Annotated in this window: 18 protein-coding genes; 7 read left to right on the top strand and 11 right to left on the bottom strand. The window is 66.8% G+C overall.

The features are described 5' to 3' along the window. Positions 1-102: 102 nt before the first annotated feature. The gene (locus tag AC5ZH6_RS03905; RefSeq protein ID WP_006372350.1) at positions 103-1,581 is read right to left on the bottom strand and encodes a hypothetical protein; all 1,479 of its coding nucleotides are present in this window, start codon (positions 1,579-1,581) and stop codon (positions 103-105) included. A 404-nt stretch (positions 1,582-1,985) separates the two neighbouring features. Here AC5ZH6_RS03905 and AC5ZH6_RS03900 point away from each other — a divergent pair, with 404 nt between their 5' ends. Further along, the gene (locus AC5ZH6_RS03900; RefSeq protein ID WP_006372349.1) at positions 1,986-2,549 is read left to right on the top strand and encodes a hypothetical protein; all 564 of its coding nucleotides are present in this window, start codon (positions 1,986-1,988) and stop codon (positions 2,547-2,549) included. 17 nt (positions 2,550-2,566) lie between these two features. On the opposite strand, the gene AC5ZH6_RS03895 is transcribed toward AC5ZH6_RS03900, so the two are convergent. The 5 genes from AC5ZH6_RS03895 to AC5ZH6_RS03875 all read right to left on the bottom strand — a co-directional run bounded on the left by AC5ZH6_RS03895 (position 2,567) and on the right by AC5ZH6_RS03875 (position 5,205). Beyond that, complete coding sequence (locus AC5ZH6_RS03895; RefSeq protein WP_006372348.1) at positions 2,567-2,932, bottom strand: Rv3654c family TadE-like protein; 366 nt, start codon at positions 2,930-2,932, stop codon at positions 2,567-2,569. 2 nt (positions 2,933-2,934) lie between these two features. Further along, positions 2,935-3,348 carry a TadE family type IV pilus minor pilin gene (locus tag AC5ZH6_RS03890; RefSeq protein WP_006372347.1) on the bottom strand — a complete coding sequence of 138 codons (414 nt, stop codon included), beginning with the start codon at positions 3,346-3,348 and terminating at the stop codon, positions 2,935-2,937. After that, positions 3,348-3,614, bottom strand: a complete 267-nt coding sequence (locus AC5ZH6_RS03885) for a DUF4244 domain-containing protein (protein WP_006372346.1) — start codon at positions 3,612-3,614, stop codon at positions 3,348-3,350. The genes AC5ZH6_RS03890 and AC5ZH6_RS03885 overlap by 1 nt, the downstream gene beginning before the upstream one ends. Before the next feature lie 81 nt (positions 3,615-3,695). Next, positions 3,696-4,328: a type II secretion system F family protein gene (locus tag AC5ZH6_RS03880; protein WP_006372345.1), complete on the bottom strand. Its 633-nt coding sequence runs from the start codon at positions 4,326-4,328 to the stop codon at positions 3,696-3,698. Between the two features lie 43 nt (positions 4,329-4,371). Continuing rightward, positions 4,372-5,205, bottom strand: coding sequence for a type II secretion system F family protein (locus tag AC5ZH6_RS03875; protein WP_006372344.1), 834 nt, complete (start codon positions 5,203-5,205; stop codon positions 4,372-4,374). A gap of 334 nt (positions 5,206-5,539) precedes the next feature. Here AC5ZH6_RS03875 and AC5ZH6_RS03870 point away from each other — a divergent pair, with 334 nt between their 5' ends. The 5 genes from AC5ZH6_RS03870 to AC5ZH6_RS03850 are packed head-to-tail and all read left to right on the top strand — an operon-like array spanning position 5,540 to position 11,417. Beyond that, positions 5,540-6,256, top strand: a complete 717-nt coding sequence (locus AC5ZH6_RS03870) for a hypothetical protein (RefSeq protein WP_496168491.1) — start codon at positions 5,540-5,542, stop codon at positions 6,254-6,256. A 58-nt stretch (positions 6,257-6,314) separates the two neighbouring features. Further along, entirely contained in the window at positions 6,315-7,556 is a 1,242-nt protein-coding gene (locus tag AC5ZH6_RS03865; protein ID WP_496168489.1) for a helix-turn-helix domain-containing protein, read from the top strand. 18 nt (positions 7,557-7,574) lie between these two features. Then, positions 7,575-8,774 (top strand): tyrosine-type recombinase/integrase, encoded by a 1,200-nt coding sequence (locus AC5ZH6_RS03860; protein ID WP_496168488.1) that lies wholly within the window; start codon positions 7,575-7,577, stop codon positions 8,772-8,774. Continuing rightward, a complete protein-coding gene (locus AC5ZH6_RS03855; RefSeq protein ID WP_496168486.1) occupies positions 8,767-11,001 on the top strand; it encodes a tyrosine-type recombinase/integrase in 2,235 nt (744 codons plus the stop codon). Before AC5ZH6_RS03860 ends, AC5ZH6_RS03855 begins: the two co-directional genes overlap by 8 nt. After that, positions 10,998-11,417, top strand: a complete 420-nt coding sequence (locus tag AC5ZH6_RS03850) for a DUF6262 family protein (protein ID WP_496168484.1) — start codon at positions 10,998-11,000, stop codon at positions 11,415-11,417. Before AC5ZH6_RS03855 ends, AC5ZH6_RS03850 begins: the two co-directional genes overlap by 4 nt. Here the strand turns inward: AC5ZH6_RS03850 and AC5ZH6_RS03845 are convergent. The 4 genes from AC5ZH6_RS03845 to ssd are packed head-to-tail and all read right to left on the bottom strand — an operon-like array spanning position 11,414 to position 15,156. Next, positions 11,414-12,490 carry a cation diffusion facilitator family transporter gene (locus AC5ZH6_RS03845; protein ID WP_496168483.1) on the bottom strand — a complete coding sequence of 359 codons (1,077 nt, stop codon included), beginning with the start codon at positions 12,488-12,490 and terminating at the stop codon, positions 11,414-11,416. The genes AC5ZH6_RS03850 and AC5ZH6_RS03845 overlap by 4 nt on opposite strands. Beyond that, positions 12,490-12,891 carry an ArsR/SmtB family transcription factor gene (locus tag AC5ZH6_RS03840; RefSeq protein WP_496168481.1) on the bottom strand — a complete coding sequence of 134 codons (402 nt, stop codon included), beginning with the start codon at positions 12,889-12,891 and terminating at the stop codon, positions 12,490-12,492. Before AC5ZH6_RS03840 ends, AC5ZH6_RS03845 begins: the two co-directional genes overlap by 1 nt. Continuing rightward, a complete protein-coding gene (locus AC5ZH6_RS03835) occupies positions 12,851-14,077 on the bottom strand; it encodes a TadA family conjugal transfer-associated ATPase (protein WP_496168479.1) in 1,227 nt (408 codons plus the stop codon). The genes AC5ZH6_RS03840 and AC5ZH6_RS03835 overlap by 41 nt, the downstream gene beginning before the upstream one ends. Continuing rightward, positions 14,074-15,156, bottom strand: coding sequence for a septum site-determining protein Ssd (gene ssd, locus AC5ZH6_RS03830; protein WP_035728821.1), 1,083 nt, complete (start codon positions 15,154-15,156; stop codon positions 14,074-14,076). Before ssd ends, AC5ZH6_RS03835 begins: the two co-directional genes overlap by 4 nt. Before the next feature lie 470 nt (positions 15,157-15,626). Between ssd and AC5ZH6_RS03825 the strand changes: the two genes are divergently transcribed. Beyond that, positions 15,627-16,463, top strand: coding sequence for an HAD family hydrolase (locus AC5ZH6_RS03825; RefSeq protein ID WP_006372341.1), 837 nt, complete (start codon positions 15,627-15,629; stop codon positions 16,461-16,463). 524 nt (positions 16,464-16,987) lie between these two features. On the opposite strand, the gene AC5ZH6_RS03820 is transcribed toward AC5ZH6_RS03825, so the two are convergent. Then, complete coding sequence (locus AC5ZH6_RS03820; protein WP_006372340.1) at positions 16,988-17,743, bottom strand: Fic family protein; 756 nt, start codon at positions 17,741-17,743, stop codon at positions 16,988-16,990. Positions 17,744-17,753 lie beyond the last annotated feature (10 nt).

Raw genomic sequence — 17,753 nt, 5'->3', positions numbered from 1 at the left:
AAGTATCCCGCGTACTGCGCGGATTGCGCGGTGCCGCAAATCCACCGACCGGATGCTCCCGCCCCGGGACACGGGGCGGGAGCACCAGCCGGTCGGGGCGTGTCAGGAGCCCGACGCGCCCTGCGCACTTCCGGCTCCGGCCGGCGACGCCGTCGCACCCGAAGTGGTGTGCGGCCCAGTCTGTTGCGGCCCACTCTGCTGCGGCCCGGTGGTGGCCGTCCCGCCCGATTGTGCGTCGGCGGACGCGGACGGCGTATCCCCGGACCGGGCACCCGCAAACTGGGCACCCTCAGACTGGGCACCCTCAGACTGGGCACCCTCAGACTGGGCGCCCGCGGGCTCGTCACTGCCCGTCTGCGAGTCGGCCGGTCCGCTACCCGTGGCGCCGCCGCTCGACCCGGTGCTCGCGGTCTCCGTTGCCGTGGCCGACTCCGGGGCCGTTGTCGAAGGTGCCGAGGCCGACTCGGACGGGGTGGATGCCGCCGGGGTGGATGCCACCGGGGTGGATGAGGGGTTGGATGACGGGGCGGGTGTGGCGTCCGCGGAATTCGCGCGCGTGTCGAGGGTGACCGCGGTGGTCGACGCCCCAACCGGAGCCCGCACGGCACTGATGTCGGTGGGCGAGGACGACGCGAGCGTGCGGGATACCGCCGATGAGGGTGCCGCCGGCGGGGTCAGTGCCGCAACGATGGTCTGCTGCAACGTTTGCCAGCTCTGCAACGAACCCGGCAGGATGAGCCGTCCGTCGTCGGTGAACGACCCCGGATTCAGCAGGCCGCCGGACTGAACGGTCAACCCGTTCAGTCCCACCAGGGGTGCGAGGCTCATCCCGTATCCGCCGTTGAGGATTCCGTCGAGCACGACCGCCGGTGCGCTGACCACGGCGTCGAGCGCCTTGGCCGGGTCGGCTGCCTGCACCGCGTCGATCACGTTCTGCACTGCCTGCACCAGTGCTCCACCACCGCTGAGCACCGGACTGAGCGGGACGAGTGCACCCGAGAGAATCATGTTCGGTAGCTGGTTGATGACATTCGCGAGGTTCTGCACCGGACCTGCCAGCGCCTGTTGGATCGCCGGGATGATCGGGCCGGACACCAGGTCGATTCCCGCGGTGATCGGCAGGATCGCCGCGGTCAGCACGGCATTGACCGCCGAGACCAGATCACCCTTGGCGAACCCCTCGGCCGCCTGCGCCAAGAGCTGCGGCACCTCGGTCTTGATCACTTCCAGCGCCGCGGGACCGAAAGTCCCCAGCGCCGATCCGAGAGCGGACAGATTGGCCTGCTGATTGCTGAGGATCTGCTCGAGGATCGGGAACGCTCCGGGCACGGCCCACTCTCGGGACGCCTCGAAGTTCGCCACCGCATCGGCAATGACCTGCTGATACATCTCCAATCCGGTCAGCTTGATCGACGTCGCCGCGCTGTCGATCGCATGGTGCACGTCATGGGTGATGGCCGGGGCGCCGGTGATGGCGAGTGGGGTGATCGCGATCGCCGCAGCGCCGACGAGCGCGATGCCGGTGGTCAGTCGTGGGCGCGGTCGCGTCGTCGTGACCTCGGGACTGCTGAGTGCGTGCACTGTCTTCTCCTCTCGGAACTGATGAATCGAAACGGGGTGGAGAACGACCGGAACGTCGTGGCCGACATGGCGACCGCCGTTCTTACCCGCCGGTAGCTTGCGCCGCCTCGCGCTCCGAAGGAAACCCCGATCACGTTTTTGTGGCCATATGACTCATATCTCATAACGGTGGCCACCTGGCGCCGATACATGCGATATCACCGCAGGTCAGCACCCATCGAGCGGTCGACACAGAGCGTGGCGTGCGGTGTGCGGACGAGACACATTCCGGACAAATGACTCATGCGCTCACGGGCTCTGCCGGCCCTCGGAACCGGACTTCGCCCGTGTGAATCATCAAGGCGGCTATCGCAATACCGCGTCGGATCGGTCCACATCATGGTTTTTCGGCGATAATCGGTGGCATGCACGAGAGGGATGGCGAGCCCGACCGCGACGCCCGCGGCCTCGCGTCGGCGCGCACGATCCTGCGGCCGTGCCCGGTGTACTTTCTGCTCGCCCGTCCGACCCGGGAACCCGACCGGATGCCGTCGACGATCGGTGAGAGCGACGTGTTCTTCTCGGAGGCCGAGGCACTCGACGCGCTCGACATCCACTACGCGTGGGCGTCGGTGAGCCTGGAGGACCCGGCCGTGGCCGATACCGCGCAATGGTATCTGCAGAGCGCCATGGTAGGGCCCCGGATCAGCCCGTCACTCGGCGAGGTGTACCTCGCGATCTCCGAGGGCTCCTCGGGTGATACCTGGGCAGCTGCGGGCGGCTTCCTCACCGAGGGTGAGGTGGTGCACTGGGCACCGTTCGTCACCGCGGTGCGCCCGCGAATCCGCACCGCGTACGGCGACGGCGTCCTGGAACTGGCCTACCGCGGCGATACGTCGGTGTATTTCGGTCAGGTGTGGTTCGCGCCGATGCATTCGGTGCGCGTGTACCCGAAGCGGATCATCGTCGGCGACGACGCCATCGGTTAGGGCACTTCGGGGTTGGTTCACTCCGCCGGACCCGCCCGCGCCGCCGCGGACGCGTCGCGAGAACCGAAGAGCCCCAGCGTGATCGGCACGCCAACCTCGACGACGACGTCGGTGCCGTCGGTACGACACCGACGCAGCACCACCGCCGAACGCTGATCGTCGATCACCTCCCGGGCGGTTGCGCACGCATCTGCGTCACCGGAGACGTGATCGATGGCGGCGGCGAGGGCCGCGAGGTCGGCGGCCGACTGCGCCCGGTGTCGGGCGATCACCGCCGCACCGACGTAGACCACCATCACCAGGACCGACACCACCCCGACGATGACGCCGGCCGCGGCGACGGTGGCATAGCCACGATCGTCACGGGCAAGGCGCACTAGCATTTTCACGGCGTCACCCCCGGCGCGATGTCGACTTGATCGGAGCCGTCCGGCTCCTTGGCCGCCACCGCCCGGGCCGACATCGTCAGCCCGGGCAGCGAGAGCACCCGGTCGGTGACCGAGACGACGACCTTGCCGCCCTGCTCGCTCACCGTGATGGTCGCGTCGGCGCCGACCAGCCGGGCTCCGGCGGCCCGCGCCCCCGCGTCACCGGCTGCGGTCAACCGCGCGACCTCACGTGCGGCGTCGGTGCACCGGATCTCGGCGATCACCGCACCGATCGCCCCGATGCCCAGGATCAGGACCGCCACGATCGCCGCAATCGCATACGCCGCCTCGACGGTGACCATGCCCGCGTCATCGTCCACGACATGTCGCAGCACGCCACGTCGCGCCACGCCCCGACGCCGCGCGCCCATCAGCTCACCGAGGTGTTGAGGGCCTTGTTGATGATCCCGGTGAGTGCGGAAACGATGTCGTTGCCGGTGACGACGGTGTAGAGGATCGCACCGAACGCCGCTGCCGCGATGGTGCCGATGGCGTATTCGGCAGTGCTCATCCCCTCCTCGTCGCTGATCAGGCGCAGCGTTTGAGCGTTCAGCCAATCGCCGGCAGCGCGCAAGCCGCGCGGATTCTCGATGGGGTCGGCGTGGTCGGGAGAGCTTTGATTCACGGTGTGTGACATGGTTTTTCCTTTCGGGGTTCGAACGTTGCGGTAATTGGACGCAGCGGGTGGCGATTTGGCTCCCTCCCGGCGCATGTTTTTCTAGAGACCTCCCAGGGTCTGCGACGCGAGGCCGATGACCACGGGAACGATGCCCAGGCAGATGAAGGCCGGCAGGAAGCACAAGCCCAATGGCCCGCTAACCATCACCCCGGCCCGCTCGGCGCGGGCCAGCGCTTCGTCGTGGGCACGCCGGCGGACCTGTTCGGCGAGTTCGCCGACCCCGTCGGCCAGCGCCGACCCGGCTCGCGCCGACCGTCGGGCGAGCATCGTCAGATCCGCGAAACAGTCTGCGCCGAGGTCGGTCGACGGTGCCCGCGGCCGACGTCGCCGGGCATCCGGCGACACCTCGGGAGCAGCCCAGGCCCGGTCCGGGTCGGCGCCGAGTTCGAGGAGCTCGGCGGTCGAGGTCAACGGCCGCGCCAGGGACGGCGGCGCACTCGACGCCGCGACCCGGATCGCCTGCGCCACCGGCAGTCCGGCGCGCAGGCACACCGCGAGCAGGTCCAGTGCGGCCGCGGTGGCGAACGGATCCGCCCCGGGGTCACCCACCCCGAGGAATCGTGGTTCCCGGGTAGGCGGTGCGGGCAGATCGATCACCCGGTGGAGACGCCATCGCGCGGCCGGCCAGATCCAACAGGCGACGGCCACCAGGAGCACGGCCACGGCCTTCACCGGGCCTCCCTCTCGACCAGCGCGCCCTTGCGCAGACCGCCGCTCACGGTGCCACCACCTTCGCGGCGATGCGATCTGCCCAGAGCAGCCCACTCGCGACCAGAGCGGTACCGACGACGAGGAGGATTCCACCGAGCCCACCGCCCAGCAGGGTCGACAACGGTTGCGCACCGGTGGCCTGCCCGAGCGCGATGCCGAGGACCGGGAGTCCGGCGAGGACAGTGGCGGTGGCACGGGGACCGGCCATTCCGGCCCGCGTCCGTTCGACGAAGGCCTTGCGGGCCAACAGATCCGAGCGCACCGAGCCCAGCAGATCGGCCAGCGGCAGCCCGTGAGCCTCCGACGTCTGCCAGGCCACGGCGATACGCTGCCAGGATTCGTCGGCGCCGTGCGCTGCGGTCGGGTCGATCAGGATGCCACCTCCGAGCTCAGCGCGGCCGGCCAGCATCGACAACGCCGAGGCCACCGAATCCGCCTGTCCGGTAACGCCATCCCTGGTAGCGTCGGCCATGGCCGACATCTCCGCCGCAGCGGCCGCACAGGCATGGGCGGGTGGCGCACCGACCGAGAGCTCGGCGATCATCAGCGACAGCGCGGTCAACAGATCATCTCGTCGCGCGTCGGCCTGCTCGGCGGCCCGGCGGCGATGAGCCCGCCATCCGTACACGCCGGCCACGAGTCCCGCAGCGACCGCCGCAGCGATACCGCCGACCAGCAGCGCACCGCAGATCCCGATCGGCACGACGATCCGTCGCAATGTCGGGACTCCCGTGGTGGAGCGGGTGTGCCGCCCGCCCAGTGGCCGGAGCCGGTGGGCGGCGCGCGGTGCGCCCGACCACAGCACCGCACACGCCGAGGCAAGCAGGATCACCGTCATCGGATCGCGACCATCTCGTCGAAAAGCGCTCGGTGCGAAGTGAATCCGACGCTGCGCAACCAGATCGGCACAACGGTGACCAGGCCATCGGCACCGCGACGCAGCACACCGATCTCGGACAGACCACGCGTCCCGTCGACGTTGCGGGCGACGCCGAGGACGATGTGATCCCGTTATCTGGAATTAGATTAAGATATTTGACAATAGACTAGCGCTGAAGTGCGGTTTTGTTGTAAGATACATGTTACTTACAAATGCTCCCGCCTGGAGATAGGTGAAAAAATGATCGCGCTTACCTATTGCGATATAGGTCCGGGTGTGAAATTCTCCATGCATGAACCCCAAAGCGCCGAAGCTGACGCTCCAGGAGCAGTGCGACCGTCTTGTCGAGCAGTACTACGACGAGTTCGCGAAGCTCCGCGAAGACGTTGCTGGAGTGGTACTGGAAGTGGCGCAGGTGTGGAGTGGGCACTTCCCGGATCCGACAGCGATGCACGGGCAGCTCTACTGCACGTCGGTGCGTGGTCTACTGCTGTTGTATCGCGTTGGCGACGTTCGCAATCCGGACGAGCCTCCTCCGCCCGCAGGGGAGATCCATACCCGGTATGGGCAAGGGATGTCGGTCATGGTGAAGGATGGCCGCGGCTGGTACAGCAGGGTTCGCAGGGCTCCCGCAGAGTTCTTTCCGGAGCGGGGCGAGCGCCTTGTCCTCAAGCCGCCGAAGAAGTCGATTGTCGGCAGCGAGGGCGCCACGGATCCACAGTCTGCGGTGCAGCCGTCGTTGAGTCAGGAGATGGCGGCGCTGCCGCGCACTTCACCGAAGCCGGATTGGTTCGTGTTGTGGACGCTGTCGGAGGACGGGTTGCAGGTGCCGGATGTCTTCCTCGCCGCGGTCGTCGACATCGACTCGCCGTCGATGGTCCGCATTCTTGCGTCAACTCCGTTGCCGCGCAATGTACGTCGCAAGCCAGTGATCGACGAGCACGACACCGACTTCAACGAGTGGGCACCTCCGAGCGGCGAGGAGGGCACGGGTTCGGCGCCGGCGTAGCTGTTCTGTCGGACCGGTTGGCTAGCGTCGGCTTCGCTGGTGTTGAATCGGGGACGTTATGACTACGACTGCGCGTGAGGTGTTCGGCTTGCGGGTCCGGCAGGCGCGACTGGTGCGCCGGATGACCGCGAAAGCTGTGCTGGAAGCGATGGGCTGGAAGGGTGCTCGTCTGACCCGGATGGAGCGTGCCGAGGTCACGACGGTCACGGCGGACGAGCTAGACGCTCTATCTGAGGTGTTGGGTTTTCCCGCAGCGTTTTTCACCACGCCACCGGTGTCGAGGGTCGAACCGGAGGACTTGTCGTTCCGGGCGCCCAAAGCGACCTCGGAGACCGAGAAGAACCGGATGGCGCAGATGATGGCGCTCTCTGGTGACTTCCTGTTGCACCTGGATTCCCAGCACAAGTTGCCACCGCTGACCGTTGCCCCTCGACCGGATCTTGATCCGGTCCAGGCCGCGGCTGCGGCGCGTGATCAGCTCGGCGTTGGCCCCGATACTCCGATTGGTGATCTCACACATCTGTTGGAGCGTCATGGGGTACCGGTCATGATGCGTGGTGAGCGGTTCAGCGGGCAGGGGGTGGAGGCCAATGAGCGTGGGCGTTTGGAGAAGCACCTGGGGTGCTCGACGTGGATAGGTGAGTTCAAGGAACGGCCGCTGATCGCGTTACGCGAGTTGGACTCGTGGGAGCGCACCCGGTGGACCATCGCGCACGAGTTGGGTCATCTGATGCTGCATGTGGGTATCCGCGAGGTCACCGACGAGCATGAGGATCAGGCGTCACGCTTTGCCTCGGAGTTCCTGGCCCCGTTCGCGGTGGTGTCGGAAACCGTCCGCGGTACACCATCGTTGGTGAGTTTGCTGCCGGTGAAGAAGAGGTGGGGCATCTCGTTGGGGGCGTTGCTGCGTCATTTTCATGATTCAGGTGGTCTGGATGTCGACCGCTACGAGATGCTGCGTAAGCAGCTCTACACGCGACTCAACACCGATACCGGCTTCACGTGGGGCCGGACCGAACCTGGCTGGAATGATCGTGCACCCGAGCGGCCGCGGTTGATGAGTAAGTGGATCGAGTTCGTGTTCGGTACTGGCTCTCCGAAGGAGATCGTGTCGACCCACCAGTTGATCTGGCCGCGGGATTTGTTGGCGGAGTTCACGATGGGTCAGCGTGGCGCATCTCCAGCGGTAACATCGTCAGCGGCAACAGCGTCGGCGGGCGGGCCCGCCGCGCGCCGCCCGCGGGCGGGCAGCTCGGTGGTAACCAATTTCGCGGACTACCGCCGCCAACGCCAGGCGTGAACCGGGCCGGGGATGGGTGTGGCACGGGCACAGCGGGTCAGTTTCCCTGACCGGCCCGACACGTTCACAGTGGTCGGCGACGATCATCTCCCAATCGCCCCGGCGCAGGAGTATCTGCGGTTCGTCACCAGATCCGGGCGTTCACCGAATACGGTGCGTTCCTACGCGCGGGGTTTGGCCGAGTGGTGGACGCTACTCGATCACGTCGGTGATCGGTGGGATGATTTCCCCACCAGTCGATTCGGCGACTTCCTCAGCTACCTTCGCTACGGTGACCTGCCGGGGGTACGGCGGATCGGGCCGCAAGTGCGACGTTTGGCGGAGTCGTCTATCCAACCGCGTAGCGCCGCGGTGTTGTCGATGTACACCTATCACGCCGATGCCCACCATCTCACCGGACCGTACGAGCGGCTGTTCAGCGCCCGCCGTGGGGCTCGGCGGCGCAACCCGTACGCAGGGTTCCTCGACGGGATCGGACCGGCCGTCGAGCACGACCATCCGATCTATCGACTGCGCCAGCGGAATCGGTCGGCTACCCCGATCCTGGAGCCCGATCAGGTCGCGGCAATCCTCAACGCCTGTTCGGTCCAGAGCGATCACGGATGGTCGGGCGGGGCTACCGGGCTACGGGATCGTTTTCTGTTCGCTGTCCTGGCTGAGACCGGCATGCGGATCGGTGAGGCATTATCGCTGCGCCACCATGACTTTCACATTTCCGGTGGAGTGACTCCGTTCGTCGACGTCTCAGGTCGCGATGATCATCCCCATGGGATACGCGCGAAGTCGGGGAGTCGGCGCATCTACATCGGTGACGATCTCGCTGCCCTCTACACCGAGTATGTGTGGCTGCTCGTCGACCACAGCGCCGACGTGGTGGTGTCCGACCTGGCAACACATTTCGTGTTCGTCAACCTCACCCGCGGCCCCCGGTTCGCGCCCATGCGGGTGGAGAACGTGTACGCCGCGGTCCGCGCGATCCGCGCGCGCACCGCGGGTTCGGTGCCACCGGACTGGTCGCCACACTGGTTCCGTCACACTCACGCGACCGCGCTGCTCCTCAACGGCGTGTCACCACATGTGGTGATGCGCCGCCTGGGCCATGCCGATATCCAGACGACGCTCTCGACCTACGGGTGGGTTACCGAGGACGCCGAAATGCGTTCTCTGGCGCAGTGGAAGAACTATGTCGCCGGGTGGAAACGGATTCACGATGCCTGACCCCTCTACGCACGTGACCACCCCGCAGACACGGGTTGCAGGCTTGACCTGGGACGAACAATGGGCGCGGGTACCCACCCAGTGGCGGCAGCTGCACTACCGCATCGATGAGGCGCCACAGGTGTTCATCCACAATGCCCGCTACCTCAACGATCCCGCCGGGCACGACTTCACCCCAGCAGCGGTGCCCCGACGTATCTGTGACGAGCTGGCCTGGTGGGTGTGGCTGTGCGGGGACGAAGGGGTACGCAAGTTCGAGCCGTCGCTATTGAAGTGGTGTGGTCAGGCACTGACCGATGCGGTCGCCGACTATCAGCGCGAGCACGGCCGCGCACCGGCGTCGGTCACCGACCTGTCAGCACAAGATCTGCTGCGGTGCGCCCTGGTCGGGTTCGAGCGCCGCAATGGCCGCCTCCCCGGAACCACTTCGCGTCGCAACATCATTCACCTCATCGAACGATTCCACCTGTACGTGTCGGTGCGCTGCACCGACGTCCCGTGGTGGCAGCACGACATCTGGGACCTGCACGCTGATCCCCGTATTCCCCAACGCGAGCACGAACCCCGCCACGATTTGTTCGTGGCTGTAGGGCTCATCCAGCCCGGCTGGCTGCGCGAGGGCGTGCGATTCTGGCTGCGCACCGCGCTGAGTACCGAGTTGCTGCGGTGGTCCTCGGTCGTCGGACGGGCACGCACTCTCGCCCGTCACCTCGGCCCGTTCCTGACCCAACACCAGATCACCGACCCCGCGATCTCTGCAGACCCGAGCGTGTTGCGCCAGGTGTTCACCGATTTCTCCGGGTACCTGCGCTCCCCGGCTGCATCCTCGAGACCAGGACAACCGTTGTCGGCCAGCGCTATCGACGCCGTCCAGAGCCAAACACAAGTGTTTTACACCTTCATGGCCGACCACGCCCCCGACGCCGCGGCAGCGACCAGCGACCAGCGGTGGGCCCAACTCGGCGACGCCCACACCCGGCTGTGGGGGCCAACCGCTCGATCCCGTCGTTCCCACCGCCGACGCGAGTTGACCTGGTACAGCACCCGCGAACTCCAACAGATGCTCGGCTACCTCGATGTGCTGGCCGCCGACCACGGCGAACAGGTCACCATCACCCATCCCGACAACACCATCACCGTCGTCGCCGGACTCGGTGACCCGCAGGCCGCCCGCGTATGGCTACTGCAAGCACTGACCGGGCGCAGAGCGTCAGAAATCCTCATGCTCGACCCCGACCCGCTGCAACCCATCCCCGGCCAAGACCGCCCCGCCGACACCGATGATCCTGACGCGTTCGTCGCGAAACTGCGCTACCAGCAAACCAAGGTCGACGGAATCGTCCCCACAATCCTGGTCGAACAAGCCGTCGTCAACGTCATCGGCGAGCAGCAACGCTACAACCACCAACAGTTCCCGCACCTGACTCCGAAATATCTGTTCCTCGGCATCCGCCACCAACATCAAGGCCAGTTGCCACGTCCCTACAACAGCTACCGCACGTCGCTGGCACGGCTGGATCGCATCCACGGACTCACCGACAGCACAGGACACCCGTTACGGTTCACCCAAACCCACCGGCTGCGCCACACCCGGGCCACCGAACTCCTCAATGACGGGGTGCCGATCCACGTCGTGCAGCGCTATCTCGGCCACGCCTCACCCGAGATGACCCTGCGCTATGCCGCCACACTCGCCGCGACCGCCGAAGCGGAGTTCCTCAAACACAAGAAGATCGGCGCCGGTGGCCTCGACATCGGCATCAGCCCCGCAGACATCATCGACATGACCCAGCTTTCCCAGCGCACCGACCGCGTTCTGCCCAACGGGGTGTGCCTGCTACCTCCCCTATCATCGTGCGACAAAGGCAACGCCTGCCTGTCCTGCGGCCATTTCGCCACCGATGCCACCCACCTTGACGAACTCCTCGACCAACGAGCCAAAACCGCGTCCCTGATCGAGATCCGCCGCCGCCAGTACCAGCAGCGCACCGGTCGCACACTTACCGACGACAACGTATGGATCCACGAACGGCTCCGCGAACTGGCCTCCCTCGATGCCATCACCGACCGGCTACGGACCGAAGCCGCCGACACACCGCACAACTACACCACCGTGACCCGAGCGGGCACCACCCATCGACTGCCCCTGCTGCACATCCAAACCCGAGGCAGCCACGAATCCGCGATCCGCGCAGCCCAGCGCACCGAACCCACGGACGACCGATGAGCACCCCACCCTCGGAAAAAGCCGTGAAGGCACTTGCCGCGCACGCCCATCAACGATCCATGGATTCCCGGCGACGTATCCAGCGAGCGCTGCGCGACCTGCGCAGCAAGAACGCGACGATCAACGTCAACACCGTCGCGAAGAAAGCAAAGGTATCCCGCAAAACCATCTACGGCCATCCCGACCTACGGGCACAGATTCAAGCTCACGCCCAGATCACACCAGCACCAGAACCGAGCGGCACCCTCGAAGACAGCATCATCACCGCCCTACGCAGCCAACTCACCGCCAAAGACACCGAGATCAGCCGCCTCAGAGCCGAAATCCGCCGGCAGGAAACAGTCATCGCCACTCTCTACGGCGCACTCGACCACCAGACCCCACCCATCGACCCCACCAGCAGTGCTCATCGTTAGGAAGAGCCGGAATCCAGCCCACCGATCCCGGCATCCCGGTCGCGGGTAGGTCGCGCTGGATAGGCGTGGATCAGCGCGTCGGAGAGTTTCGGGATCGCCGCGACGAGATCGTGTTCGGCCCGATGAGTGATCGTGTGCGCGGCGGTCAACGTCACCGTGGGCGCGAGGTCGAGTTCAGCATCAGCGTGGAGACGATGACCAATCCACCGCATCCGCACGCTGCGCACCGACTCCACACCAGGTTGGGTTGCCAGGACCTGCTCGGCACGTTCGACCGACTCTGGTTCAACCCCGTCCATCAACCGGCGGAACACATCCCGGACAGCAGTACGCAGCACCGCCAGGATGGCGACGGTGATGAGCAAACCGATGATCGGATCAGCGATCGGGAACCCGAGCGCTACCCCGGCGGCGCCGATCAACACAGCCAGCGACGTAAACCCGTCGGTACGGGCGTGCAAGCCATCCGCGATGAGCGCGGCCGACCCGATCTGACGCCCCACCCGGATGCGATAGACCGCGACGAGTTCGTTGCCGATGAACCCAATCAGACCTGCTGCGGCAACCCACCACAAATTCTCGATCGGGCGAGGATGGATGAGCCGCATGATCGCCTCGTAACCGGCGATCAACGCCGACATGGTGATCATCGCGACCACAAACAGCCCCGCGAGGTCCTCGGCTCGCCCAAAGCCATATGTGTAGCGTTTCGTAGCCGCTTTCGTGCTCAGCGCGAACGCAATCCACAACGGCACCGCAGTCAAAGCATCGGAAAAATTGTGAATCGTATCCGCGGCCAACGCCACCGAACCGGAGATCACCACGATCACAATCTGAAACACGGCGGTCATCCCCAGCGCGACCAGACTGATCTTGACCGCCCGAATTCCCACGCGGCTCGATTCCAGCACGCTGTCGATACTGTCGGCCGCATCGTGTGAGTGCGGCACAAAGAACTCCCGTAACGCGCCCCGAAGCCCACCCGGATGATCATGATCATGATCATGACCATGAGCGTGTTCCTCGTGAGAGTGCGCCTGGTTGGGGTCGTGGACGTGGGGTGAATTACCCATCAGCCCTGAGCCTTTCGTGAGTCGGGGTCATCCTGATGTAGCGCGTGCACATCCTCACCGCGGTGATGCGCGGGCAAGCCCGGACCGGCGTGCTCGGCGTTGTACACCGCGTCGATCACCAATTGCCGGACGTGGTCGTTCTCCAAGCTGTAAAAGATCGTCGTACCCTCGCGACGCGTTCGTACCAATCGCGACATCCGAAGCTTCGCCAGATGCTGCGACACCGACGGCGCGGGCTTCCCCGCGACCTCGGCCAGCTGCGACACCGACAGCTCCTCCTCCGTCAGTGCCCACAACAGCCGCACCCGCGTCGCATCGGCAAGCATCCGCAACACTTCGACGACCAACGCGACCTGCTCGTCACCTAAACCGGGACGTCGTCTTTGAGTATCTGCGCACATGCGTAGATATTAGAGTACAGAATCCCGCGACATGCAAACGGAGATGGAGCGCCGCACACCCCACACGCGGTTGCCAGTCAGCAAACATGAGCTCCGTCGGATACGCACCCCGAAGCCGGGTGTAACCCACAACGGTCATTCGGAAGTCAAACACAGTCAGACACACATCAGGACCAACTACTGATAAGACGGCTGCGGCGAGCTGGCTGTGCAGGGCGTCGCGGCCCATCCCACCCAAGGCGGCGAGCGCCTCCATCCGCGCGGGCACCTCGGCGGTCGAGTTGGCGTGCAGGGTGCCGCCGCTGCCGTCGTGACCGGTGTTCAGGGCGGTCAGCAGATCGATCACCTCCGCACCCCGGACCTCGCCGAGAATGATCCGGTCGGGCCGCATCCGCAGCGCCTGGCGCACCAGGACCCGTACCGCAACCTCGCCCGCCCCTTCGACATTCGCCGTTCGCGCCACCAGTCGCACCACGTGCGGGTGGGTCGGCGTCAGTTCGAGCGCGTCCTCGACGCACAGGACCCGTTCGGTGGCGCCCATCTGTCCGATCAACGCACCGAGAAGCGTTGTCTTGCCCGACCCGGTGCCGCCGATGATCAGAAACGACAACCGGGCACGCAGCACCTCACCCACGACTTCGGCCGCCTCGGCCGGAATCGCACCGGAGGCCACCATCGCGTCGAAACCCATTCCGGCACTGCGTAGTACGCGCAGCGACAAACATGTGCCGTCGGCGGCCAACGGGGGGATCACCGCGTGCAGGCGGACCGTGTATCCCCGGCGTCCGACATTCGACAACTGCCCGTCGACCCAGGGCTGGGCGTCGTCGAGCCTGCGCCCTGCGCCCAACGCCAGCCGTCCGGCCAGCCTGCGGACCGCCGCGTCGTCGTCGAAGGTGATCCCCGAGAGTTCCAGTCCGGCACCCCGATCCACCCATACCCGGTGCGGGCCGACGACGAGGATGTCGGCGATCCCCGGCTCGGCCAGGAGTTCTTCGAGCCGGCCGGCGCCGGTCAACTCGGTCTGCAGGTACCGCAGCGCGGCGAGGAGATCGGTGTCGCCGAGCACCCCACCCGCCTCGGCGCGTATCGCGTCGGCGATCACCGCCGCCGTCGGCTCCACCGCCTCCGACGCCAACCGCGAACGCACCCGATCCAGCAGCGCCTCGTCGGTGTGCGCGCTCATCCGGCCCGCCCCGTCCCGACGGCCCCGACACCGACACCGACACCGAGGGCCCCGTACACCGCTCGTGCCGCCCGCCCCAGGGGACTGCGCGCACCGATCCCGGGTCGTCCACTCTCCAGCCGCGCCGGCAGTCGCGGGTCCGGCCGGTAGGCGGCCAGCAATCGCAGGTCGGCGGCCTCGGCGATCTGCGGGGCACGCAGCCCGCCCGGCGAGGGACCGCGCACGACGAGCGCGAGATCGGCGGCGTCGGTGAGCAACCGGTCGGCGATCTGGCGGGCGGCGGCACAGCCGACGACGGTCGGTGAGGTCACCAGGACGACGAGATCCACCGACTCGACGACGCCGCGGACGACGGCGGTGTCGGCGCGGGGCAGGTCGACGACCACCAGATCACCGTGCGAGCGGCCGGCGTCGATGGTGGCGAGCACCGCGTCGGCGTGAACCGGGCGGGAATCGTCGCGACGGCCGGTGAGCACCGCGATCCGGTCGTCGACCCGTGGCAGGGCGCGGTGCAGCGCATGTCCGTTGACCGCTCCGCCCTCCAGCGTCAGATCCGGCCATCGCAACCCCGGCCGGTCCTCGATGCCGAGGATGAGGTCGAGACCGCCACCGAGGTCGTCGGCGTCGAGCAGCAGCACCTGCTCACCGGCGTCGCCGGCGGCCGTTGCCACCGCAGCGGCCAGCACCGACGCCCCGGCCCCGCCGTGTGCACTCATCAGCGCGACGCCGCCGCCGGTGGCCCGTCGTGGCGTACGCAGCTCGGTCAGCGTGCGCACCAGATGGCCCTCGTCGGCCGGCAACAGGGCGGCGTCACCGGCGCCGAGGTCCATCGCCGAACGCCAGACGTCGGCCGGGGGCGCGGTGTCGGCGACCAGCAGCACCCCGGCTCGCCGCGGCACCGAGGTGGAGACCAAGGCGGCGACCGCGGGTGGGTCGACGACGACCGCACGAGACCGCAGCCACTCGGCGCGGCAGGTCGCGGGATCGCCGAGAACCAGCCGATAGCCTGCGGCCGCGGCACACCGGGCGACGTCGTCGCGCAGATCGTCGTCGACGAGGGCGAGGAGGGCTTCGGACATGAGCGCCATCGTGGCCGATTCCGGCGTCATCGTTCTGTGTACACGTGCGCGGAGGGTCTCAGCCTGTGGACGCAGCCGGTTCTGTGGAGAACCCACCGCGTCAGCGATAACAGCAACGCGCCTGCGAGAACGGCAATGGCAAGACGGGAATCGGCGAGCTGACTTGCTCCAGATAGAGGACAACCCCGGCCAGGGGGGGAGGAGGCCGGGGTCGTCGCGCTTCAGCCCCGGGGGGTCGGGCTGAAGGGCACCGGTCCGAAGACCGGGTACCCACGACTATACACGTTCGCACGACACTCGCAAACAACTCGCGAAACCCGACACAACATCGCCCATTCGTCTCACTGCCTGCAGGTTTGTTGTCCTGTACGAATGACTCACAGCGGCGATGGCCACCGGCTGCGGCTTGCATCGTGCGAGATAGCCCAAGTCGACTTACAACATCGCAGAACTACAGTACGATGCCCGAAATGAGCGATGATCGCCCGGGTGTCCAGGAGACGCCGCCGGTCGCCGCATTCTTCGACCTCGACAAGACCGTCATCGCGAAATCCTCGGTTCTCGCCTTCAGCCGGCAGTTCTTCACCGAGGGCCTGCTCGACACCCGAACGTTGCTTCGTTCGGCCGTGACACAGTTGAGCTTCGCCCGCTCGGCCGCCGACGCCGACCACGTCGAGCGACTGCGCCGGCACATCACCACGATGTGTCAGGGATGGGATGTCTCGGAGGTTAACCGGATCGTCGCGGAAACCCTCGACGATGTCGTCCGGCCGCTCGTCTACAGCGGTGCGGTCGACCTCATCGACGCACACCGGCAGAAGGGACACGCCGTCGCGTTGGTCTCGGCGTCGGGGCAGGAGATGGTCGAGCCGATCGGCGTGATGTTGGGCGTCGATCACGTGCGTGCGAGCCGGATGCACATCACCGACGGCCACTACACCGGCGACCTCGATTTCTACTGCTACGGCGAGCAGAAGGCCGCGGCCATCCTGCAGATCGCGCAGGAGCACGGTTACGATCTCGACCTCTGTTATGCGTACTCGGATTCGGTGACCGATCTGCCGATGCTCGAGGTCGTCGGGCGGCCCACGGTGGTGAACCCCGACAAGCACTTACGCCGGCACGCCGAGGACAACGGCTGGCCGATCCTCGACTTCGACCGCGAGCCGGACCCCTCGTTCGCCACCGCGCCGGCGCTGGCCGCGGCGGTGGCCCTGGGGATCGGCGCCGCGGTGGGATGTGGCGTCGGAATCCGTCTCACCAGGCCTCGACGCACCGCCACGGCGAGCGTCGGCCTGCACCTCTGAAGCGCCGTAAACCGTTGCACCAGTGCACCAGTCGTCGGTGATGTGAACGCCACCGAACGTTGACACGCTTGAGTCTTGATGTGATTGCGATCACGGTGTACAAAGGTCATACGGAATCTCGGAAGGCAAAGTTCGCCCCGGAAGAGAAGGAGCGGGCCCCCATTCCGAGCACTTCCCAGCACGAGCGGCAAGTACCCACGCGGAGCGCGCCGCATAAGGCACAAGTGTTGTGCGCCTGCGACATCGCGGCCATGTGAACGGCTACCCTCGACGGCAGCGCCCCGACCCTCGGACAGCGCCGACGACATCATTGATGGCGTCGTGATGGGACGAGATTGGCAGCGCCGGAACGGTATCGGACAGATGTCCGTGGTCAATCGCCGAGGCGGTAACCACAACCCACCAAGCACGCTTGGTAGCTTTCGTTCGTGCTATGCGGGCGGCGACCCGGTTTTCGAACCGGATCGCCGCCCGCAGTGTTGTGTGGGCCCAGTGTCGTGTGGGCCCGGTGTTTGTCTGCCCGGTCAGCCGGCCCGTGCGGCGTCGGCGATCGACTTCGCTTCTGCCGCACCGGCGGTGAGCGCCTGGCAACAGAAGACGATCCACTCCCCCAGCGCTTCGGCGCGGCCGGTGCCGAAGGCCTGCGCCAGGACGCGATAGTCGGCGACCCGCCGCAGCCATGTCACCTCGGGGACGCCGAGATTGTGCGGATCGAGACCCGACGACGTGCACACCAGCCGAGACGCAGCACGGGCGACGATCCCGTTGGCGGATCGAAAGGCGTTCAGGCTCAGCAGTTCCCCGTGGACGACGGCGGCGAGGACCGGCGCACCCACCCTGGTGCCGCCGGTGATCAGCTGGCTCAGCAGATCCAGGCGGGTCGCGACGTCGGCATCGGCGCGCGGGCGGCCGAGCTCGTCGGGATCGTCGATGAGATCGGCGGCGGCGAGCATGTGCAGGCGAGCGAAGGCCTGTGCGGGAGCACGCCGGAATACCGAGGTGAGGCTTTCCAGCGAGTCGCCGTCGAGGGCCTGGGCCACGCGCATGGCACCGGCGAGGAGCGGATCGTCGAAGTCGCCGTCGCGACGCAGCTCGACGCTGCCGCCGTCGATGGCCGCCGACGACCGTCCGGCTCGCCAGGACGCCTCGGTGGCCGTCTTGTCCCAGCCACGCAGGTTCGCCGGATGCCGGTGTACCGCGCCCAGGGCGTCGCGCGCGGCGTCGGCCGCGGCGGCCACCCCGGGCAGGTCGGCGAGCGGTGCGAGCGGGTCGGAGGTCATCCGAACACCA

This window comes from Gordonia sp. YC-XJ4, from assembly GCF_059511865.1.
The sequence above is the reverse complement of the archived record's forward strand: the minus strand, read 5'-3'. Positions and strand labels throughout refer to the sequence as shown.